At 69.2% G+C, this 18,691-nt stretch carries 20 protein-coding genes; 13 read left to right on the forward strand and 7 right to left on the reverse strand.

From position 1 onward, the window contains the following. Nucleotides 1–23 precede the first annotated feature (23 nt). Genes BO226_RS27355 through BO226_RS23270 form a run of 3 tightly spaced genes read left to right on the forward strand, consistent with a single transcriptional unit; the run spans nucleotide 24 to nucleotide 1,503 of the window. Nucleotides 24–188 carry a DUF4177 domain-containing protein gene (locus tag BO226_RS27355; protein ID WP_006552429.1) on the forward strand — a complete coding sequence of 55 codons (165 nt, stop codon included), beginning with the start codon at nucleotides 24–26 and terminating at the stop codon, nucleotides 186–188. 3 nt (nucleotides 189–191) lie between these two features. Next, nucleotides 192–656 carry a RidA family protein gene (locus tag BO226_RS23265; RefSeq protein ID WP_006552428.1) on the forward strand — a complete coding sequence of 155 codons (465 nt, stop codon included), beginning with the start codon at nucleotides 192–194 and terminating at the stop codon, nucleotides 654–656. A 58-nt stretch (nucleotides 657–714) separates the two neighbouring features. Beyond that, nucleotides 715–1,503 (forward strand): MBL fold metallo-hydrolase, encoded by a 789-nt coding sequence (locus tag BO226_RS23270; protein ID WP_019290225.1) that lies wholly within the window; start codon nucleotides 715–717, stop codon nucleotides 1,501–1,503. Between the two features lie 123 nt (nucleotides 1,504–1,626). On the opposite strand, the gene BO226_RS23275 is transcribed toward BO226_RS23270, so the two are convergent. Next, nucleotides 1,627–2,301 carry a Crp/Fnr family transcriptional regulator gene (locus BO226_RS23275; RefSeq protein ID WP_016934470.1) on the reverse strand — a complete coding sequence of 225 codons (675 nt, stop codon included), beginning with the start codon at nucleotides 2,299–2,301 and terminating at the stop codon, nucleotides 1,627–1,629. A 191-nt stretch (nucleotides 2,302–2,492) separates the two neighbouring features. After that, on the reverse strand, nucleotides 2,493–2,765 hold the full coding sequence (locus BO226_RS27360; RefSeq protein WP_033097906.1) for a hypothetical protein: 273 nt from the start codon (nucleotides 2,763–2,765) through the stop codon (nucleotides 2,493–2,495). A gap of 72 nt (nucleotides 2,766–2,837) precedes the next feature. Between BO226_RS27360 and nth the strand changes: the two genes are divergently transcribed. From nth to BO226_RS23300, 4 genes are read left to right on the forward strand one after another with little or no spacing between them, the layout of a single operon-like run. Further along, on the forward strand, nucleotides 2,838–3,632 hold the full coding sequence (gene nth / locus BO226_RS23285; RefSeq protein ID WP_071936180.1) for an endonuclease III: 795 nt from the start codon (nucleotides 2,838–2,840) through the stop codon (nucleotides 3,630–3,632). 4 nt (nucleotides 3,633–3,636) lie between these two features. Then, on the forward strand, nucleotides 3,637–4,308 hold the full coding sequence (locus BO226_RS23290) for a TlpA family protein disulfide reductase (protein WP_071936181.1): 672 nt from the start codon (nucleotides 3,637–3,639) through the stop codon (nucleotides 4,306–4,308). Then, a complete protein-coding gene (locus BO226_RS23295; RefSeq protein ID WP_006552422.1) occupies nucleotides 4,305–5,003 on the forward strand; it encodes an NUDIX hydrolase in 699 nt (232 codons plus the stop codon). The genes BO226_RS23290 and BO226_RS23295 overlap by 4 nt, the downstream gene beginning before the upstream one ends. Beyond that, nucleotides 5,000–6,187: a MarP family serine protease gene (locus tag BO226_RS23300; protein ID WP_006552421.1), complete on the forward strand. Its 1,188-nt coding sequence runs from the start codon at nucleotides 5,000–5,002 to the stop codon at nucleotides 6,185–6,187. Before BO226_RS23295 ends, BO226_RS23300 begins: the two co-directional genes overlap by 4 nt. A 27-nt stretch (nucleotides 6,188–6,214) precedes the next feature. Here BO226_RS23300 and BO226_RS23305 read toward each other — a convergent pair whose 3' ends face one another. The 3 genes from BO226_RS23305 to nhaA are packed head-to-tail and all read right to left on the reverse strand — an operon-like array spanning nucleotide 6,215 to nucleotide 8,908. Continuing rightward, on the reverse strand, nucleotides 6,215–7,150 hold the full coding sequence (locus BO226_RS23305) for an alpha/beta fold hydrolase (RefSeq protein WP_024102813.1): 936 nt from the start codon (nucleotides 7,148–7,150) through the stop codon (nucleotides 6,215–6,217). A 16-nt stretch (nucleotides 7,151–7,166) separates the two neighbouring features. Then, nucleotides 7,167–7,682: a phage holin family protein gene (locus BO226_RS23310; protein WP_071936182.1), complete on the reverse strand. Its 516-nt coding sequence runs from the start codon at nucleotides 7,680–7,682 to the stop codon at nucleotides 7,167–7,169. Next, on the reverse strand, nucleotides 7,682–8,908 hold the full coding sequence (gene nhaA / locus BO226_RS23315) for a Na+/H+ antiporter NhaA (RefSeq protein ID WP_041803540.1): 1,227 nt from the start codon (nucleotides 8,906–8,908) through the stop codon (nucleotides 7,682–7,684). The genes BO226_RS23310 and nhaA overlap by 1 nt, the downstream gene beginning before the upstream one ends. A 200-nt stretch (nucleotides 8,909–9,108) precedes the next feature. On the opposite strand from nhaA, the gene BO226_RS23320 reads away from it, so the two are divergent. Beyond that, nucleotides 9,109–10,479 carry an MFS transporter gene (locus tag BO226_RS23320; protein WP_006552417.1) on the forward strand — a complete coding sequence of 457 codons (1,371 nt, stop codon included), beginning with the start codon at nucleotides 9,109–9,111 and terminating at the stop codon, nucleotides 10,477–10,479. A gap of 60 nt (nucleotides 10,480–10,539) precedes the next feature. Here the strand turns inward: BO226_RS23320 and acs are convergent, their stop codons facing one another. Further along, the gene (gene acs, locus BO226_RS23325) at nucleotides 10,540–12,471 is read right to left on the reverse strand and encodes an acetate--CoA ligase (RefSeq protein WP_071936183.1); all 1,932 of its coding nucleotides are present in this window, start codon (nucleotides 12,469–12,471) and stop codon (nucleotides 10,540–10,542) included. A gap of 198 nt (nucleotides 12,472–12,669) precedes the next feature. Here acs and BO226_RS23330 point away from each other — a divergent pair, with 198 nt between their 5' ends. Continuing rightward, entirely contained in the window at nucleotides 12,670–13,419 is a 750-nt protein-coding gene (locus tag BO226_RS23330; protein WP_033097956.1) for a hypothetical protein, read from the forward strand. A 448-nt stretch (nucleotides 13,420–13,867) separates the two neighbouring features. On the opposite strand, the gene BO226_RS23335 is transcribed toward BO226_RS23330, so the two are convergent. Beyond that, nucleotides 13,868–14,722, reverse strand: a complete 855-nt coding sequence (locus BO226_RS23335; protein WP_372513954.1) for an HAD family hydrolase — start codon at nucleotides 14,720–14,722, stop codon at nucleotides 13,868–13,870. A 343-nt stretch (nucleotides 14,723–15,065) separates the two neighbouring features. Here BO226_RS23335 and ssd point away from each other — a divergent pair, with 343 nt between their 5' ends. The 4 genes from ssd to BO226_RS23355 are packed head-to-tail and all read left to right on the forward strand — an operon-like array spanning nucleotide 15,066 to nucleotide 18,671. Further along, a complete protein-coding gene (gene ssd, locus BO226_RS23340) occupies nucleotides 15,066–16,136 on the forward strand; it encodes a septum site-determining protein Ssd (protein WP_064061132.1) in 1,071 nt (356 codons plus the stop codon). Beyond that, nucleotides 16,133–17,305, forward strand: coding sequence for a TadA family conjugal transfer-associated ATPase (locus BO226_RS23345; protein ID WP_024102820.1), 1,173 nt, complete (start codon nucleotides 16,133–16,135; stop codon nucleotides 17,303–17,305). Before ssd ends, BO226_RS23345 begins: the two co-directional genes overlap by 4 nt. Further along, the gene (locus BO226_RS23350; protein ID WP_071936184.1) at nucleotides 17,302–18,099 is read left to right on the forward strand and encodes a type II secretion system F family protein; all 798 of its coding nucleotides are present in this window, start codon (nucleotides 17,302–17,304) and stop codon (nucleotides 18,097–18,099) included. The genes BO226_RS23345 and BO226_RS23350 overlap by 4 nt, the downstream gene beginning before the upstream one ends. After that, a complete protein-coding gene (locus BO226_RS23355) occupies nucleotides 18,096–18,671 on the forward strand; it encodes a type II secretion system F family protein (protein ID WP_071936185.1) in 576 nt (191 codons plus the stop codon). The genes BO226_RS23350 and BO226_RS23355 overlap by 4 nt, the downstream gene beginning before the upstream one ends. Nucleotides 18,672–18,691 lie beyond the last annotated feature (20 nt).

Here is an 18,691-nt window from a genome sequence, read left to right on the forward strand (position 1 = left end):
ACGGTGCCGGATAAGGTCAGGATATGAGTGAAACCACCACATGGGAATACGCAACCGTGCCGCTGCTCACGCACGCGACCAAGCAGATCCTCGACCAGTGGGGTGCCGACGGCTGGGAGCTCGTCACCGTCCTGCCCGGCCCCACCGGTGAGCAGCACGTCGCCTACCTCAAGCGTCCGAAGGGCTGATCGGTGTCGCACAACACCTGGAGCGAACGCCTGACCGAACTCGGCATCACCCTGCCGCCGGTCGCCGCCCCGGTGGCGGCCTACGTACCCGCCGTCCGCAATGGCGACGTCGTCTATACCTCCGGTCAGCTGCCGCTGGCCGACGGGAAGCTGACGCACACCGGCAAGGTGGGTGCCGAGGTGTCAGCGGAGGAGGCGAAGACCGCGGCCCGCACCGCCGCGCTCAACGCGCTCGCCGCAGTCGACGGTCTCGTCGGACTCGACAACATCGCGAGCGTCGTGAAGGTAGTCGGCTTCGTGGCGTCCGCCGAGGGCTTCACCGGACAGCCCGGCGTCATCAACGGCGCGTCGGAACTGCTCGGGGAGATCTTCGGTGAGGTCGGCGCGCACGCCCGCTCGGCCGTCGGCGTCGCCGAACTGCCCCTCGGCGCTCCCGTCGAGGTCGAGCTGATGGTGGAAGTACGCTGACGCCACCCTCCCCGATCGGAGGCGGCTCCCGACGGATCCGACACGAGAGGCACATGTGATGGCGCTGGTCCACCCCGCCTACGCGCAGCTGCGCCAGGTCACCGAGAACGCCGCGGTGATCCTGGCCGAGAACCCCTCGATCATGTCCCTCGAGGGAACGAACACCTGGATCCTCCGGGCCCCCGGCAGCGACGAGTGCGTCGTGGTCGATCCGGGTCCCCTCGACGAAGGCCATCTCGAGCGGATCGCGCAGGTGCCGGTGGCGGCGACCCTCATCAGTCACCGCCACTTCGACCACACCGAGGGTGCCGAGCGTTTCTCGCAACTCGCGGAATGCCCGGTGCACGCAGTGCTGCCGGAACACCGCCACGGCGGTGGGCAACAACTGTCCGGCGGTGACGTCGTCGAGGCGGCGGGTCTGCGCATCCGGGTCGTCGCGACCCCGGGGCACACCGCCGATTCGCTGTCGTTCGTGATCGAGCAGGACCGCAGTGTGCTCACTGCCGACACCATCCTCGGCCGCGGCACGACCGTGCTCGACGACTCCGACGGCGACCTCGGCGACTACCTGCGGTCGTTGAGGTCGCTCATCGGTCTCGGCGGTGGCTACACGGTGCTGCCCGGGCACGGCCCCGAGCTGCCCGACCTCGAGACGATCGCGCGGGAGTACCTCGCGCACCGGGAGGGTCGGCTCGAGCAGGTGCGCGGTGCGCTGCGCACCCTCGGCGCCGAAGCCACCGCACGGCAGGTCGTCGAGCACGTCTACGCCGACGTCGACCCCTCGTTGTGGGGTGCGGCGGAGAAGTCCGTCAACGTGCAGTTGGAGTACCTGCGCAGCCACGGTTGAGTCGAAGCAGCCGGACGGCTGGGTCGAAGCAGCTACGGCTGGGTCGAAGCAGCTACGGCTGGGATACGCACATACGAAAGGCCGGGACGCGGCGAGCGTCCCGGCCTTTCGTATGTCCGTGGGTCAGCGAGCGCGACGCGCCAGACGCTCCGAGTCGGAGATCAGCACGCTCTTGCCCTCGAGACGCAGCCAGCCGCGGTGCGCGAAGTCGGCGAGGGCCTTGTTCACGGTCTCGCGGGACGCGCCGACGAGCTGCGCGATCTCTTCCTGCGTCAGGTCGTGCGTGACACGCAGGGCGCCGGCCTCCTGGGTGCCGAAACGCTGGGCGAGCTGGAGCAGTGCCTTGGCGACACGACCGGGGACGTCGGTGAAGATCAGGTCGGCGAGGCTGTTGTTGGTGCGACGCAGACGACGGGCCAGCACGCGGAGGAGCTGCTCGGCGATCTCGGGGCGCTGGTCGATCCACGCCTTGAGCGCCTCGCGGTCCATGCTCACGGCTCGCACCTCGGTGACGGTGGTGGCGGTGGAGGTGCGCGGACCCGGGTCGAAGATCGACAGCTCGCCGAACATGTCGGACGGGCCCATGATCGTCAGGAGGTTCTCACGACCGTCGGGCGAACGACGTCCGAGCTTCACCTTGCCGGAAACGATGATGTACAGCCGGTCGCCGGGCTCACCCTCGTTGAAGATGACATGGCCGCGCGGGAAATCTACAGGCTGAAGCTCTTTGATCAGCGCCGCAACCGCCGAGGGCTCGACTCCTTGGAAGATGCCTGCTCTGGCCAGGACCTCGTCCACGTGCGCTCCTTTTGGGAATGATTCGTCATCTACTGCCGGGTCTGCACGTCGACGGACTTCCTGGGCAGGTCACCTGTCAGGCGTACGAGCGCCCAGTCTATCGTGCGCGCTGCACGAGTGAGTGACCGATACCACGGAAACGATCGACGAACCCGATCATCGGTACCTCGAGGCTACCGGCAAGTAGTCGTTCAGCTGGCGCGGCGCGCGCGCAGATGACCGTCCGAATCGTCCGCTCCGTCGGTGCTCGGTCCGCGGCGGCGGCGACGCTGGAAGCGGGCCAAAGCCCCCGGGAAACCTTCACGAGCGAGTGCCGCGACATCGGCCTGGTCCGCTTTGTCGAGGAACTCTTCCACTTCCTGCTCACGGACGGACAACCGGCTCAAGCGCGCTTCGACGCGTTCCATGGACAGTGCGAACAACATGAGCAGCACCGGGAAGAGGACGACAGCAAGAGCTTGCATACCCGGAAGTAAACACCCGCAAGGTCTCGGAAGAGACACGGGGCCGGATCCTGGGGAGAGTGTTTACGTAGAGTGGATCAGGTGCATGCCTCCCAGTCCGAGAGCCCCGAGACGGCCCCGCGCCGAGTGAACGGAAAGGCTCGCGGACCGGAGTCGCGACTGGCCCTCGTCCGTCGCGCGCGACGGATGAACCGGCGCCTCGCCGAGGCTTTTCCGCACGTCTTCTGCGAACTGGACTTCACGAATCCGCTCGAGCTCGCCGTCGCCACGATCCTGTCGGCGCAGTGCACGGATGTGCGGGTCAACCAGGTGACCCCCGCTCTGTTCGCCCGGTATCCCGACGCCCGCGCGTACGCGGAGGCGGACCGCGCCGAGCTCGAAGAGTACATCCGCTCGACCGGCTTCTACCGCAACAAGGCCAACTCGCTCATCGGTCTCGGCCAGGCCCTGCTCGAGCGGCACGACGGCGAGGTTCCGGCCCGGCTGAAGGATCTCGTCGCGCTGCCCGGCATCGGCCGCAAGACCGCCAACGTCATCCTCGGTAACGCCTTCGATGTGCCGGGTATCACGGTCGACACCCACTTCCAGCGGCTCGTGCGTCGCTGGGAATGGACCGACGAGACCGACCCGGTCAAGATCGAGCACGCGGTGGGTGTGCTCATCGAGCGCAAGGAATGGACGCTGCTGTCCCATCGCGTGATCTTCCACGGTCGGCGCGTGTGCCACGCACGCAAGCCGGCATGCGGGGTGTGTGTCCTCGCGAAGGACTGCCCTTCCTACGGGACCGGGCCCACCGATCCGCAGGCCGCGGCCACGCTGGTGAAGGGACCGGAGACCGAGCACCTGCTCGAGCTGGCCGGGCGGTGACGGAGTGCGTCCTTCCACAGCAGGCCGCTGGAGCCTGGCAGCTCTCGTCGTCGTCATCGCATTGATCGTCGCCATCTGGCCGCGCGACCGCAGCGACCCTCCGCCGGCCACCGGCCCGGGACCGGCCGCACCCTCGACCGCACCCGTGGACCGCCGGCCCCAGGACGGCGCGCAGGCCCTCGCTCCGCTGCGGGAGACCGCCGCACTCGATCCGTGCCCGCAGCCGGGCGGGTCCACGCCCGCTCCCGCCGGTCCGCTCGTCGGTCTGGTCTTCGAGTGCGTGAGCGACGGATCCTCCGTCGACCTCGCGGCCGCCCTCGCCGGAAGGCCCGCCGTGGTGAACCTGTGGGCCTGGTGGTGCGCTCCCTGCGCCGAGGAACTGCCGGTCCTCCAGGACTACGCCGCCCGGGTGGGCGAGGAGGTCACCGTCGTCACCGTCCACACCGACCCGAACGAGTCGAACGCCCTCGGCCGGCTCGCCGACTACGACGTGCACCTGCCGGGTGTGCAGGACGGCTCGGGTCGCGTACAGGCCGCGGTCGGCGCGCCCGCCGTCCTTCCCGTGACGGTGCTGCTCCGCGCCGACGGGTCGGTCGCCGCCGTGCTCCCCATCCCGTTCCGGTCGGCCGACGAGGTCGCCTCGGTCGTCGAGGAGCACCTGGGGGTGGCCGCATGATCCCCGAATGGCTCCGGCGTGTCGCCTCGGTGTCGCCGACCGACCCGCACGGTCTCAACCCGATCCTGAACCGTCGCGCCCCGCGCGACGCGCGGGTGCGGCAGGCCTCGGTGCTGGTGTTGTTCGGCGGGTCGCCGGAGGCCGATCCGATGGCCCGCGGCGGACTTCCCGCCGACGCCGACGTCCTGCTCACCCAGCGCGCCGCGACGCTGCGGCAGCACAGCGGGCAGGTGGCCTTTCCCGGAGGCGCCGCCGATCCCGAGGACTACGGCGCCATCCACACCGCACTTCGTGAAGCGGAGGAGGAGACCGGCCTGGATCCGTCCGGGATCCGGCCGCTCGCCGTGCTCCCCGAACTGTTCATCCCGCCTTCCGGCTTCGACGTGACTCCCGTGGTCGCCTACTGGGAGACCCCGAGCCCGGTCGGAGTGGTCGATCCGAAGGAGGCGACCCGCGTGGTCCGGGTGTCGCTGCACGAGTTGCTCGACCCCGACAACCGTTTCCAGGTCCGGCACCGTCTGGGCTATCAGGGCCCGGCCTTCCAGGTGGACGGGATGCTGGTCTGGGGTTTCACCGCGGGTGTGCTCGCGGGTCTGTTCGCGGTATCGGGGTGGGAGATCGAGTGGGATCACCACGACGTCCGTGATCTCGACGTCGTACTCGCCGAACTGGAGACGGGGGTGGTCGAATCATGACCGGATCGGGCTGGATCGATCTGATCATCGTGGTGATCGTCCTGATCGCCGCGTCCTCCGGGCTCCGGCAGGGCGCCGTCGCCTCGGCGCTGGCCTTCCTGGGTGTGCTGCTCGGTGCGGTCGCGGGCATCCTCATCGCCCCGCACGTGCTCGTGCACATCGACGATGCGCGCATGCGCATCCTCGCCGGCATCGCTCTGATCGTGGTGCTGGTGGTGATCGGCGAGGTGGCCGGCATGGTGCTCGGACGTGCCGCGCGCAGCGGCATCCACAGTCCGGGTGCGCGGGCGGTCGACAGCGTCGTCGGTGCCGGTCTGCAATCGGTCGCGGTGCTCGTCGCCGCGTGGCTGCTCGCCATCCCGCTGACCGCCACGACCCAGCCCGCCGTCTCCGCAGCCGTGCGGGGATCCCAGGTGCTCGGGACCGTCGACGACGTCGCCCCCGACTGGATGCGTGCGATCCCCAACGAGTTCTCGGCGTTGCTCGACACCTCGGGTCTGCCCGAGGTGATCGGGCCGTTCGGGCGTACCCCGATCGCCGAGGTGGAGGCACCCGACGGCGGTCTCCTCGAAGGATCGGTCCCGGCCCGGCTGCAGACGAGCGTGCTGCGCATCAACGGTGTCGCACCCAGCTGCCAGAAGGCACTGGAAGGATCCGGTTTCGTCGTGGCCCCCGAACGGGTGATGACGAACGCGCACGTCGTGGCCGGAACCGCAGCGGTGACCGTCGATACGGACGGCGGCCCGCTCGAAGCGACCGTCGTGCTGTTCGATCCGGAGGTGGACGTCGCGATCCTCGCGGTGCCGGGACTGACCGCGCAGCCGCTGGATTTCGCCCCGGAGCCGGCGGAGTCGGGTGACGACGCGATCGTGCTCGGCTACCCGGGCGGCGGTCCGTACACGGCGAGCGCGGCGCGGATCCGCGAGACGCTCGACCTGCAGGGCCCGGACATCTACCGCGGCGGCACCGTCGAACGCGAGGTGTACACGGTGCGCGGCACGATCCGGCAGGGCAACTCGGGGGGTCCGCTGGTCGATCCGTCCGGCGATGTCCTCGGCATGGTCTTCGGCGCGGCGGTCGACAACACCGACACCGGTTTCGTTCTCACCGGTGCAGAGGTGAGCCGGCAGCTGGAGATGGCCGGGGTGAATCAGCCGGTTGCGACCGGCGCCTGCATCGTCTGACGTCTGCCCGTCCGGCGGACGGGCAGATCAGTCGAGTCCGCGGACGAAGTCGGCGAGCAGTGCCGTCACCGCTTCGGGCTTCTCCTGATGGGCGTAGTGGCCGGCCCCGTCGACGAATTTCAGGATCCGTCCGGGGGCGTGCCGCACGCAGCGTCGGAGGGTCGCGGCGAGCACGTAGGGATCCAGCGCGCCGTGCAGCTGCAGGATCGGCAGGGTGAGCTCGACGTCCATGGCCTTCATGAAGCGGCGACCGTCGGGACGCCACTGGCTGCGGAACGCCCAGCGCTGGTATTCGAGGGTCAGGTGCGCCGTGCCCGGGATGCGGATCGCGGTGCGCAGCCGGTCGACGACATCGGCGAACTCGTCGGTGCGTCGCCAGTCCGGGCCGCACCGCACACGCATCAGCCGTTCGATCTCCAGGCCGTTGTCGCGAACCAGCTTCCGTTCGGGACGCCACGGCAGCTGGTAGGCGAGGAAGGTCGGCACCAGAGCCTTGCGTTGCGCGCGGTCGCGCAGGGTCGCGTCGCGCAGCGAGATGGGGTGCGGGGAGTCGACGACCGCGATGGCCCGCACGACATGCGGATGGATCACCGCGGTCGCCCAGCACACGAGGCCCCCGTCGGCATGGCCCACGAGGACCGCCTCGGTGTGCCCGAGCGCGCGGATCAGTCCCGCGATGTCGTTCGAGAGCGTCCAGCCGTCGTATCCGCGGGGCGGCTTGTCCGTGTCGCCGTAACCACGCAGGTCCACCGCGACCGCCCGGTAGCCGAGATCGGCGAAGGCGGTGAGCTGGTGACGCCACGACCACCACAGGTCGGCGAAGCCGTGCACGAACACCACGAGAGGTGTGTCCGGGTCGTGTGGACCGGCTTCGACGGCATGGAAGCGGATGCCGTTGGCGTGGATGTCTCGATGCGTCCACGGTCCGGGATACCGGACCGTGGACGGGTCGGGGACGGGCACTGGCTGTTCCGGTTCGTCAGCGGGTGACGCGGCGGGATGCGGCGTGGCGCGGGCCGTCCGCATCGTGTCCGTCCTGGCTGCTCGGGAGGATCGACGCGGTCTGCTTGAGCGACTCGATGGTCTTGTTCGGTGCGCGCAGCTTCCGGACCCGCATATAGCCGATCAGGGCCAGCAGGCCCGTCACCACCAGCATGATCAGGAAGACGATGAGGAAGGCGAGCCAGCGCGCCACCCAGACATCGAGGAGTTCGGCGAGAAAGAAGAAGAAGAAGAACGAACTGAAGGTCAGCACGGCGAGCGCGAGGATGAAGAACAGGCTGCCCTGCACGCCCTTCTTGACCTCACCGGTCACCTCGGCCTTGGCGAGCTGGACTTCGGCGCGGAACAGTGTGGACAGCTGTGTCGCGGCGTCGCGTACCAGTTCGCCCACACTGGCATCGCGGGGTGTCGGAGCGTCCACCTTCGTCAACGGGATGCCCGAAATGCTCGACGGGACTCCGTTCTCCGGACGATTCGCGTTCGTCACGCTCACTACTCGACCCCTTCGGTTGGTTCGTTCCGTTGGCGGTGGGCGCGCCCACGCCGTAACAGTAGCGCCGACCCGAGGACAGAGGCGATCAATGATGTCACCAGCACGGCGGCCTTGGCGATCTCGGCGGGCTCGCCACCGTGGATGTCGCCGAGCGAAAGTTCGGCGATGAGCAGGCTCACCGTGAACCCGATGCCGCCGATCACGGCGAGCGCGAGCACGTCTCCCCACATCAGCCCGGTCGGGCGGGTGGCGAGACCGAGCCGGATCGAGATCCAGGTGGCGCCGAAGATCCCGACGGTCTTGCCGAGGAGCAGTCCGAGGACGACGGACTGGCCGACAGGATCGGTGAACACCTGGCCGAGCATCTCCGCACCGATGGGTACACCGGATGCGAACAGGGCGAACAGCGGGACGCACAGACCGGCGGACCACGGTTGGATGTGGTGGACCAGCCGCTCGGCGGGTGCGTAGTCCTCCCCGGGATCGGTGCGGACACGGGTGAGCAGGCCGAGGAGGACCCCGGCGACGGTCGCGTGGATGCCTGCGTTGTGCATGGCGTACCAGGTGAACAGTGCGAGCGGCACATACAACCACGGCGTGGTGATGCGCTTCTGCTGCGCGAACCAGTACGCCGCCGCTGCGGCCACTGTGGCGAGCAGCCACGCGACGGCGAGTCCCGAGGTGAACAGGATCGCGATGAGCGCGATGCCGATGAGGTCGTCGACGACCGCCAGGCTCAACAGGAACACCCGGGCGCTGGTGGGGATGCGCGAACCGGTGAGGGCGAGCACGCCGAGAGCGAAGGCGATGTCGGTCGCGACGGGGATCGCCCAACCCCGGTCCATTCCCGGCGCACCCCAGCCCACGACGGCTGCGATGACGGCAGGAAGGATCACGCCGCCGCATGCGGCGATCACGGGCAGGATCGCCTTCCTGCGATCGGCGAGTTCGCCTGTGACGAGTTCGCGCTTGAGTTCGAGGCCCGCGACGAAGAAGAAGACGGCGAGCAGGCCGTCCTTGGCCCAGTCGCCGACCGAGAGGTGCAGGTGCAGGAACTCCGGGCCGATCTCGAAGTCCCGCAGAGCGAGATAGGAGTCGCCGAAGGGGGAGTTGACCCAGATCAGCGCTATTGCTGCGGCGATGAGCAGCAGTGAACCGCCGACCGTCTCGGTGCGGAGGAAGCGACCCAGAGGTGCGGTCCAGGTGGGTGAGGAGGTGTCGGACACGGGCGTCTTTCGCTGGGCGGATACGGGCACGGGCGAACCGTCGCCGACCAGACTTCCCGGCACACCGGGGAAGAGTCTAACGCCGGACGGAGGGCGTCCGTAGGGGTGTCCGATTTGCGGTGGGCGGAAACTCGGGTGTTCACTTTCCTAGTAAGTGGGATCTGGTCTCAGAATGTGAGTGGAGTAGTGGGGATGGTTCAGTGAGCACATCGGTCGGAGTCGAGGACGGGGGTTCCTCGCTCGTCGCAGGCGTTCCGCGCCGGCGCATCGTCGTCGCCAGCATGGTCGGCACGTCCATCGAGTTCTACGACTTCTACATCTATGCGACAGCCGCCGTCTCGGTCTTCCCGCACCTGTTCTTCCCGCAGGGCAACAGCACGACCGCGCTGCTCGCCTCCCTCGCGACCTTCGGTATCGCTTTCGTCGCCCGCCCGGTCGGATCCGTCGTCTTCGGGCACTTCGGCGACCGCATCGGCCGCAAGGTCACGCTCGTCGGCTCGCTCCTGACGATGGGCATCGCGACCTTCCTCATCGGCCTGCTGCCGACCTATCACCAGGCCGGGCTCATCGCACCGGCGTTGCTGGCGCTCATGCGCTTCTGCCAGGGCCTGGGTCTCGGTGGGGAGTGGTCGGGTGCGGCGCTGCTCGCCACCGAGACGGCCGAACCCGGCAAGCGCGCCTGGGCGGCGATGTGGCCGCAGCTCGGCGCACCCATCGGCTTCATCGGCGCCAACGGCCTGTTCCTGATCATCACGCTGGCGCTCGGCCACGACAACGGCGACCCCGACCTGTCGAGCGCCTTCCTCGAATGGGGCTGGCGCATTCCGTTCCTGCTCAGCGCGATCATGGTGATCATCGGGCTGTACGTGCGGCTCAAGCTCGAAGAGACGCCGGTCTTCGCCAAGGCCGTCGCCGAGGGCAAGAAGGTCAAGACGCCTCTCGCCGAGGTGTTCAAGAACAGCTGGCGTGAGCTGATCATCGGCACCTTCGTCATGCTCGCGACGTACACGCTCTTCTACATCATGACCACCTGGGTTTTGAGCTTCGGAACGGGCAAGACCCCCGAGGAAGGTGGCCACGGTGCCGGTTTCCAGTACGCGGACTTCCTCGTGCTGCAGCTGGTCGCGGTGCTGTTCTTCGCCGCGGCGGTTCCCGTCGCCGGGTGGCTCGCCGACCGCTACGGTCGCCGCTCGACCCTGCTGGTCGTCACGGGCGCGATCATGGTGTTCGGCCTGTGCTTCCAGTTCCTGCTGTCGAGCGACGGCATGAGCTCCGGACGCATGCTGTTCTTCCTCATCGTCGGCATGCTGCTCATGGGTCTGACCTTCGGACCGCAGAGCGCGATCCTGCCCGAGCTGTTCCCGACCAACGTCCGCTACACGGGTTCCGGAATCTCGTACAACGTGTCGAGCATCCTCGGTGCCGCGGTGGCCCCCTTCATCGCGACGTGGCTGGCCACGAGCTACGGCGTCGGCTGGGTGGGCATCTACCTGCTGATCGCCGCGGCGACGACCTTCGTCGCGCTGCTCGTCGTCAAGGAGACCCGCGACCGGTCGCTCGACGAGGTGTAGTCGTACCGACCGCGAAAGGCCCCTTCCGGATCCGATCCGGAAGGGGCCTTCGTCGTTCGGCTACTTGCCGCGGATCGCGTCGAAGACGGCCGGATCGACGAGCGTCGAGGTGTCGCCGAGCTCGCGGCCCTCGGCGACGTCGCGCAGCAGGCGGCGCATGATCTTGCCCGACCGGGTCTTCGGCAGTTCCGGCACAACGGTGATCTGACGGGGCTTGGCGATCGGGGAGATCTCCACCGCCACGTGATCGCGCAGTTCCTTGATGAGCGTGTCGCCGGTGTTCTCGACGTGCTCGCGCAGGATCACGAACGCGACGATGCCTTGACCGGTGGTCTCGTCCGCCGCGCCGACGACCGCGGCCTCGGCGATAGACGGGTGCGACACGAGCGCCGACTCGACCTCCGAGGTGGAGATGCGGTGACCGGAGACGTTCATGACATCGTCGACGCGGCCGAGCACCCACAGCGCGCCGTCGTCGTCGTAACGGGCACCGTCGCCGGCGAAGTACCAGCCCTGCTCGGCGTAGCGCGACCAGTAGGTCTCGCGGTAACGCTGCTCGTCGCCCCAGATGCCGCGCAGCATCGCCGGCCACGGCTGATCGAGCACCAGGTAGCCGTTACCGCCCGCGCCGAGCGGGGTGGCCTCGTCGTCGACGATCTTCGCGGAGATGCCGGGCAGCGGCGCCATCGCCGAGCCGGGCTTGGTGGCCGTGATGCCGGGCAGCGGCGAGATCATGATCGCGCCGGTCTCGGTCTGCCACCAGGTGTCGACGATCGGGGCCGAATCCGCGCCGATGACCTCGCGGTACCAGCGCCACGCCTCCGGGTTGATCGGCTCGCCGACGCTGCCGAGCAGACGGATCGACGACAGGTCGTGGGCGTCGGGAATCTCGCGACCCCACTTCATGAACGTGCGGATCAGCGTCGGGGCGGTGTAGTAGATCGACACCCCGTACTTCTCGATGATCTCGAAGTGCCGGTGCTCGTTCGGCGAATTGGGGGTGCCCTCGTAGACGACCTGGGTGACACCGTTGCTCAGCGGGCCGTAGACGATGTAGCTGTGGCCGGTGACCCAGCCGATGTCGGCGGTACACCAGTAGATGTCCTTGCCCGGCTTGTGGTCGAAGACGTAGTGGTGGGTGTACGACGCCTGCGTCAGGTAGCCACCCGAGCTGTGGATGATGCCCTTGGGCTTACCCGTGGTGCCCGAGGTGTACAGGATGAACAGCGGGTGCTCGGAGTCGAACGGCTGCGCTTCGTGCTCGGGGGAGGCCTTCTCGACGGTCTCGTGCCACCACAGGTCCCGCCCTTCGGTCCACTCCACGTCGATGCCGGTGCGCGCGACGACCAGCACGTGCTCGATCGACTTTGCGTCGGCGACGGCCTCGTCGGCGGCGTTCTTGAGCGGCGCGGCCTGGCCGCGCCGCCACTGCCCGTCCACGGTGACGAGCAGCTTGGCCTGCGCATCGTCGATGCGCGACCGCAGCGCCGACGACGAGAAGCCGCCGAACACCACCGAGTGGGTCAGGCCGAGGCGCGCGCACGCGAGCATGGTGACGATGGCCTCGGGGATCATCGGCATGTAGATCGCGACGCGATCGCCGGCGACCAGGCCGAGCTCGGTGAAGGTGTTCGCGGCGCGGGAGACCTCGGCGAGGAGGTCGTTGTAGGTCAGCGACCGGCTGTCGCCGGGCTCGCCCTCGAAGTGGATGGCGACCCGATCGCCGTTACCGGCCTCGACGTGCCGGTCGACGCAGTTGTAGGCGACGTTGAGCTTGCCGCCGACGAACCACTTCGCGAACGGAGCGTTCGACCAGTCGAGCACTTCCGTCCAGGGCTGCGCCCAGTCGAGTCGTTTCGCCTGTTCGTCCCAGAATCCGAGCCGATCGGCGTCGGCCGCGGCCTGCAGTTCCGGACCGGCGTTGGCCGTGGCGGTGAACTCCGGGCTCGGCGGGTACGCCTTCGATTCGTGCTCCTGGGCTGCGCTCGTCATGGTGCAGGGCCTCTTTCCGGGATGGTTCCATTCGGGCTCTTGTGAGCGTAATCATCTGTGACCGGCGCCGCACCGTTGCATCGATATGCAACCCCGTCACTTTCGCTCATCGGTCGAATTCGCGCGACGAACGGCATTCGGGCACGACCGGTGAACCTCTCGTCCGTCCACCGCGTGCGCGCCGGTACCGTCGTCGGAGTGACCGACCCTCTTCAGCCTCTCGTCGACCTTCCCGGCGTACGCGACGCCGCCGACCGTGCCCGCGACGCGCTCGCGGAGGTGCATCGTCATCGAACCAATCGGCGTGGTTGGGCGAACACCGCCGCGGAGGCATCGGTGCGGGCCGCCCGCGCCTCGGCGTCGATCGACGGCGGGTCGATGGAACTTCCGCAGCCGGGGGAGAGCGGCGATCCGATCCTGGCCGGAGCGCTGCGGGTCGCGCAGTCGCTCGACGGCGACGCGCTCGACAACATGGTCGCGACGTGGCGACGTGCCCCGCTTCAGGCACTCGCCCGCCTGCACCTTCTCGCTGCCGCGGATCTCGTGGAGGACGCCGAGGAGCTGGGTCGTCCGCGGACGGAGCCGGGGGTCGCCGAGCGTCTCGACGGGCTCGCGCAACTCGTCACCGGGGGGACGAACGCCCCGGCGCCCGTTCTCGCTGCGGTCGTGCACGGTGAACTGTCCGTCCTGAAGCCCTTCGGGGTCGCCGACGGCATCGTGGCGCGGGCCGCGTCCCGGCTCGTGTGCGTCGCGTCCGGACTCGATACGCGCAATCTGGGCGTACCGGAGGTCCACTGGATGCGCCGGTTGCAGGCCTACCGCGACGGGGTCGCCGGATTCGGGGCGGGAACCGTGGAGGGCGTCGGCGGCTGGGTGCTCTTCTGCTGTGGGTCGCTCGAGGCCGGGGCTCGTGAGGCCGGCTCGATCGCCGAGGCGTTCGCCGGCTGAGTGCCGGGCGGGGCTTCGCCGGCCGAATCGCGGCCTGTACGCGAAACCCCCTGCACGCGAAAGCGGGTGGCATATCGATCGAGATCGATTCCGCCACCCGCTAGCACGGGCGGTCCGAGTTACCATGCGTGCTGAAATGGGTTGTGATTCAACGGCCTCGGCGATGATCCGGGTATCGTCGATTCGTCCTCGCAACGGGTGCGGGGTACTCGTCTTCGAAAATCCGGAACTCGCAGGCCCACAACACTCGTGCCCTTATAGTGGCATCGGCTTCGCGTGGGTACTCGGTGTCCGTGCTGGGAAGAACAGTCGGGAGATCGAATCTTCTCTTCCGATTCGGTCTTGGCCTTCCGTCCTTCCGTAACTCCTTTCTACCCCGTCCGCGAGATGTCGGCAAGCCCCCGACGGCAATGTTTGTTCTCGATTCCGCGGCGAGTGACCCTGAGTGTCAACGCATCCGGCGCTTGGCCAGTCGGCGGGTGGCACCCAGTATCAGTGCGGTCGCTCCGAGGGTCGCGGCGAGCGTCGCCAGGGCGCGCGGCGACGGACGGGCACGACGTCCGAGCGGTACGGGCCGGGCGAAAGTGAGAACAGGCCAACCGTTTTCGTTTGCTTCCCGGCGCAGCGGGCGGTCGGGGTTGACCGCGCGCGGATTGCCGACCTCCAGCAACATCGGCAGGTCGGTGGCCGAATCGGAGTACGCGTAGCTGCGGGAGAGATCGTAACCGTACTGCTCGGCGAGCTCGCGGATCGCGACCGCCTTCGCCTCCCCGAAGCAGTAGAACTCGAGCTCGCCGGCGTAGCGGCCGTCGACGATCCGCATCCGGCTCCCCGTGCTGTGGGAGGCACCGAGTGTCCGGGCGATCGGAGTCACCACTTCCTGGCCGGATGCGGACACGATGATCACGTCGTGACCGCGGGCCCGGTGATCGGCGATCAGATCCTTCGCCTCCGCGTAGACGAGCGGTGTCACGACGTCCTGCAGGGTCTTCTCGACGATCGATCCGACCTGCTCGACATCCCATCCTTTGCACATGTGCGCGATGTGTTCTCGCATCCGGTCCACCCGGGCCTGATCGGCCGCCGACAACAGGTAGAGGAGCTGGGCGTAGGTGCTCTGCAGCACGGCCCGGCGGCTGAGGAGACCCTCCTCGAAGAACGGCCGGGTGAACGCCAGCACGCTCGACTTGGCGATGACGGTCTTGTCGAGATCGAAGAACGCTGCGATGCGAGCCGAGTCCGGTGAGCCCCCCGTCGACGGGGCCGGTCGGGACGGATTCACGGACGTATCGGTCACGATCACCACAATAGGGGCGCGCCGCGCCGGTGTTTGAAGTTGCAAGCAGTCACGCCTAGCGGTGTACTATCGCGAATGCCCGGGTCGATACTCGGGTTGTGTTCAGCCCGACCCCCCGGGGCTGAACGCAGACGGCCCTCGCCTCCTCCCCCCTGGCGAGGGCTGTCGCTTTGTCCGAGACCTTTTCCACACGTCTCCGTACTGTCTTCTACACCCGCCGACCTGCGCACAGGTGCGACGAGGGTGCGCACGGCCGGGTTGTCCACAGGCCCCTGATCCATCCACAGGCGGGGCTTCCGAGGCCGTTTCCGCGACACGCACGACCCCGTAGCGGGGCAGCCTGTCGGGCATGAACGACATCCTCGGACTGGTCGACGATCCCGCGCTGGTCGCCGACCTCCATCGTGTGGTCGCGGCGGCCGACCGCACACTGCACGAGATGTCCGTGCCGGTGCCCCGCAGGGCGTGGACCGACGCGGCGATCGTCGTCCTCGATGCGTCCGCCGCAGCGGCATGCGCGGCCGGATATCCCCGCCGCCCCGGCGTGATCCTCGTGTGCAGCGGGACGGCCGGCCTGGCGGACTGGCAGGCCGCCGCGACCGTCGGCGCCGAACACGTCCTCGCCCTCCCGTCCGAGGAGGTGGAACTGCTCTCGATCGTCGCGGCCGCTGACGAGCCCTCGACGGGTGCCGGCACCGTCCTCGCGGTCGTCGGAGGATGCGGGGGAGCGGGCGCGTCGACCTTCGCCGCCGCACTCGCCTGGGCCGCGGGGAACGACGAACGACGCGACACCCTGCTCGTCGACGCCGATCCGTTCGGCGCGGGACTCGACGTCCTGACCGGTCTCGAGGAGTGTCCGGGAGTGCGGTGGTCCGGTCTCACCGTCGACGGTGGACGGGTCTCGGCGCGTGCCCTGCGCGACGCCGTACCCGTATGGGCATCCGGGGTGGGCGTCCTGTCCACCGACCGCGAGAACACCGATCGGCTCACCGCCGTCGCCGCAGAGTCGGTCGTCGACGGGGTGCGCGGAGCGGGAGCAACCGTCGTCTGCGATGTGGGGCGCAGCTTCGACCCGGTCGCCGACGCGGTGATCGCACTGGCCGACCTCACCGTGGTCGTCGTGCCGGCTCGGATCGGTGCGGTGCTCTCCGCTGCCCGGGTCGCCCGCACGCTCGCGGCGCGGGGTGAACCGGCCGGAGTCGTCGTCCGCGGGCCCGCACCCGGTGGCTTGCGAGCCGTCGACGTGTCCGACGCGGTGGGCCTGGACGTGCTCACCTCGATGCGTCCCGAGCCGGGCTTGAGCGAGATGCTCGAACGCGGGGGCCTGCGGCTGCGGTCACGCTCGCCGTTGCTCGGTGCGGCGCACGACGTGCTGGCGGCCGTCGGGGCCGACCGCGCCGGCCCGGGACGTGCGGCATGACCGGGACCCTCGGGGACGACCTCCTTTCGCGGGTCCGCGACCGGCTGGCCGACGAGACCGGGGAGCTCACTCCGACCCGCGTCGCCGCAGCCCTGCGCGCGGAATCCGGTGGAGTACTCGGAGACTCCGATTTGCTTGCGGCACTGCGGCATCTGCAGACCGAACTGACCGGTGCGGGCCCGCTCGAGGATCTGCTGGCAGACCCGGCCGTGACCGACGTGCTCGTCACCGCGCCCGATCGCGTCTGGGTGGATCGTGGCAACGGGCTGCACCTGACCGAGGTCACCTTCCCCGACGAGGCCGCGGTCAGACGGCTCGCGCAGCGATTGGCGCTGTTCGCCGGGCGTCGGCTCGACGACGCCCAGATGTGGGTCGACGGTAGGTTGCCCGGGCACGGTGAGTTCGGTGTCCGGCTGCACGCGGTGCTCTCCCCGGTCGCGCAGGCCGGGACGTGCCTGTCACTGCGGGTCCTGCGGCCCACGACCCAGGGACTCGAAGCACTGCGGGATCGCGGTGCGGTCTCCGAGGTCGCCTATCGGTTGCTGCTGCGCATCGTCCGCGCGCGCCTGGCATTCCTCGTCGTCGGCGGCACGGGTGCGGGCAAGACGACGATGCTCGCGGCGCTGCTCGGCGCGGTGGATCCGACCGAACGCATCGTCTGTGTCGAGGACGCCGCCGAACTGGTCCCGGCCCACCCGCACGTGGTGCGCCTCGTGGCACGGGCACCCAACGTGGAGGGCGTCGGCGAGGTCACCGTCCGCGATCTCGTGCGGCAGGCGCTGCGGATGCGACCGGACCGCATCGTCATCGGCGAGGTGAGAGGCGCCGAGGTCGTCGATCTTCTGACCGCGCTGAACACGGGTCACGACGGCGGCGCAGGGACCGTGCACGCCAATTCGCCCGACGAGGTGCCCGCGCGACTCGAGGCTCTCGCCGCACTCGGCGGCCTCGATCGAGCGGCGCTGCACAGCCAGCTCGTCGCCGCGGTGCAGGTGATCCTGCACGTCCACCGCGGCAGCGACGGAGCGCGACGTCTCGTGGGGATCGGCGTGGTCGAGCGGGACCCCGTCGCAGGCGTGATCGTCACACCGGCATGGACCCACGACAGGGGCGACGAGCACGGCATGGACGCCCTCGAGCGGATCCTGCGTCGACGGGATGCGCCGTGAACGCGACGATCCTGTGCCTCGCGGCGGCGCTGTTCGTCCTGCCGTCGTCCTCGGCCCGCCGTCGACTGCGACGCGGGGTGCCCGACGCGGCGCCGCGCCCGATACCGCGCGCCCTAGTCGTCGGGGTGATGGTCGTCGTGCTCGCGATGGTTGTGGTGTGGGCGGGAATCACACCGGCTGTGGCCGGCGCGACCGTCGCGACGACCGCGGTGTGGCGTCGCCGAGCCCGGCGCCGCGCTGCTGAGCTCGATCGGCAACGACGGATGTTGCTGTCGGGACTCGACACCGTGATCGCCGATCTGCGGGTGGGGACGCATCCCGCCGACGCGTGCGAGACGGCGGCCCGGGAGACGGCCGGGTCCGTCGCCGATGCCTTCCGGGTCGCTGCGGCCCGGGCGCGACTCGGCGGGTCGGCGGCACACGGACTACGTTCGGCCACAGCATCCTCGAATGGTGTCGCCGACAGTCTGGGTCGTGTCGCCGATGCGTGGGCCGTCTCCGACCGCCACGGTCTCGCCCTCGCCGAACTGCTCGGGGCCGCGCGTATCGATCTGGCCGCGCGTATGCGGATCCGTGCCCGTACGGAGGCCGGACTTGCCGGTGCTCGGGCCACGGCGACGGTTCTGGCGGGACTGCCGGTGCTCGGGGTGGGTCTCGGGCAACTCATGGGCGCTGCTCCGCTCGGCATCCTCCTCGCCGGTGGGCTCGGCGGCATCATGCTCGTGGTCGGCACTGCGCTGGTCTGTGCGGGTCTGCTGTGGACGGACCGGATCGCGGCACGGGTGAGGGCATGAGCGCGACGTGGGCGGTGTTGCTGGGAGCGGCCTCTCTCGTCGTCGCACCGACCCCTCGTGGAACCACCCGCTTGTTCTCCACGAGAACCCTTGCTGCCGCGTCGGATACAACTGAACCCGAGACCGACCCGCACGCGTTTCCCGCTGCCTTCGATCTCTTCGCGGCGTGCCTGCGCGCAGGGATGCCCGCCGGTTCTGCGGCGCGGGTCGTCGCGGAATCCGCTCCGCCCGACCTCGCGGCGGCGTTGCGGAGAGGTGCCGACCGATTGGCGCTCGGAGCCGATCCGGCCGATGCGTGGGGAGGTTCGGGAGCGGTCGACGCGCTGGACAATTTCGCCCGCGCGGCACGACGATCCGCGAAATCCGGTGCGCCCCTGTCGGACACCGTCGCCGAACTCGCGGTCCGGCATCGCGCCGAGACGGAGGACCGGGTCGCCGCCGAGATCGATCGGGCCGGAGTACTCGTGAGCGGGCCGCTCGGTCTGTGCTTTCTGCCTGCCTTCGTGTGCCTGGGCATCGTGCCGGTCGTCGTCGGCCTGGCGCGGGACGTCCTGGGTGCGGGGCTGATGTGAACGTCGGCGCGGACGGTCCG

The organism is Rhodococcus sp. 2G (genome assembly GCF_001886355.1).
In the GTDB taxonomy this organism is placed as follows: Bacteria; Actinomycetota; Actinomycetes; order Mycobacteriales; family Mycobacteriaceae; genus Rhodococcus; species Rhodococcus pyridinivorans.

Excerpts from the sequence above, each read along its gene's own strand:
- BO226_RS27355 (WP_006552429.1), top strand. The coding sequence starts at position 24 with ATGAGTGAAACCACCACATGGGAATACGCAACCGTGCCGCTGCTCACG.
- BO226_RS23270 (WP_019290225.1), top strand. The coding sequence starts at position 715 with ATGGCGCTGGTCCACCCCGCCTACGCGCAGCTGCGCCAGGTCACCGAG.
- BO226_RS27360 (WP_033097906.1), bottom strand. The coding sequence starts at position 2,765 with ATGCAAGCTCTTGCTGTCGTCCTCTTCCCGGTGCTGCTCATGTTGTTC.
- BO226_RS23295 (WP_006552422.1), top strand. The coding sequence starts at position 4,305 with ATGATCCCCGAATGGCTCCGGCGTGTCGCCTCGGTGTCGCCGACCGAC.
- BO226_RS23300 (WP_006552421.1), top strand. The coding sequence starts at position 5,000 with ATGACCGGATCGGGCTGGATCGATCTGATCATCGTGGTGATCGTCCTG.
- acs (WP_071936183.1), bottom strand. The coding sequence starts at position 12,471 with ATGACGAGCGCAGCCCAGGAGCACGAATCGAAGGCGTACCCGCCGAGC.
- ssd (WP_064061132.1), top strand. The coding sequence starts at position 15,066 with ATGAACGACATCCTCGGACTGGTCGACGATCCCGCGCTGGTCGCCGAC.
- BO226_RS23345 (WP_024102820.1), top strand. The coding sequence starts at position 16,133 with ATGACCGGGACCCTCGGGGACGACCTCCTTTCGCGGGTCCGCGACCGG.
- BO226_RS23355 (WP_071936185.1), top strand. The coding sequence starts at position 18,096 with ATGAGCGCGACGTGGGCGGTGTTGCTGGGAGCGGCCTCTCTCGTCGTC.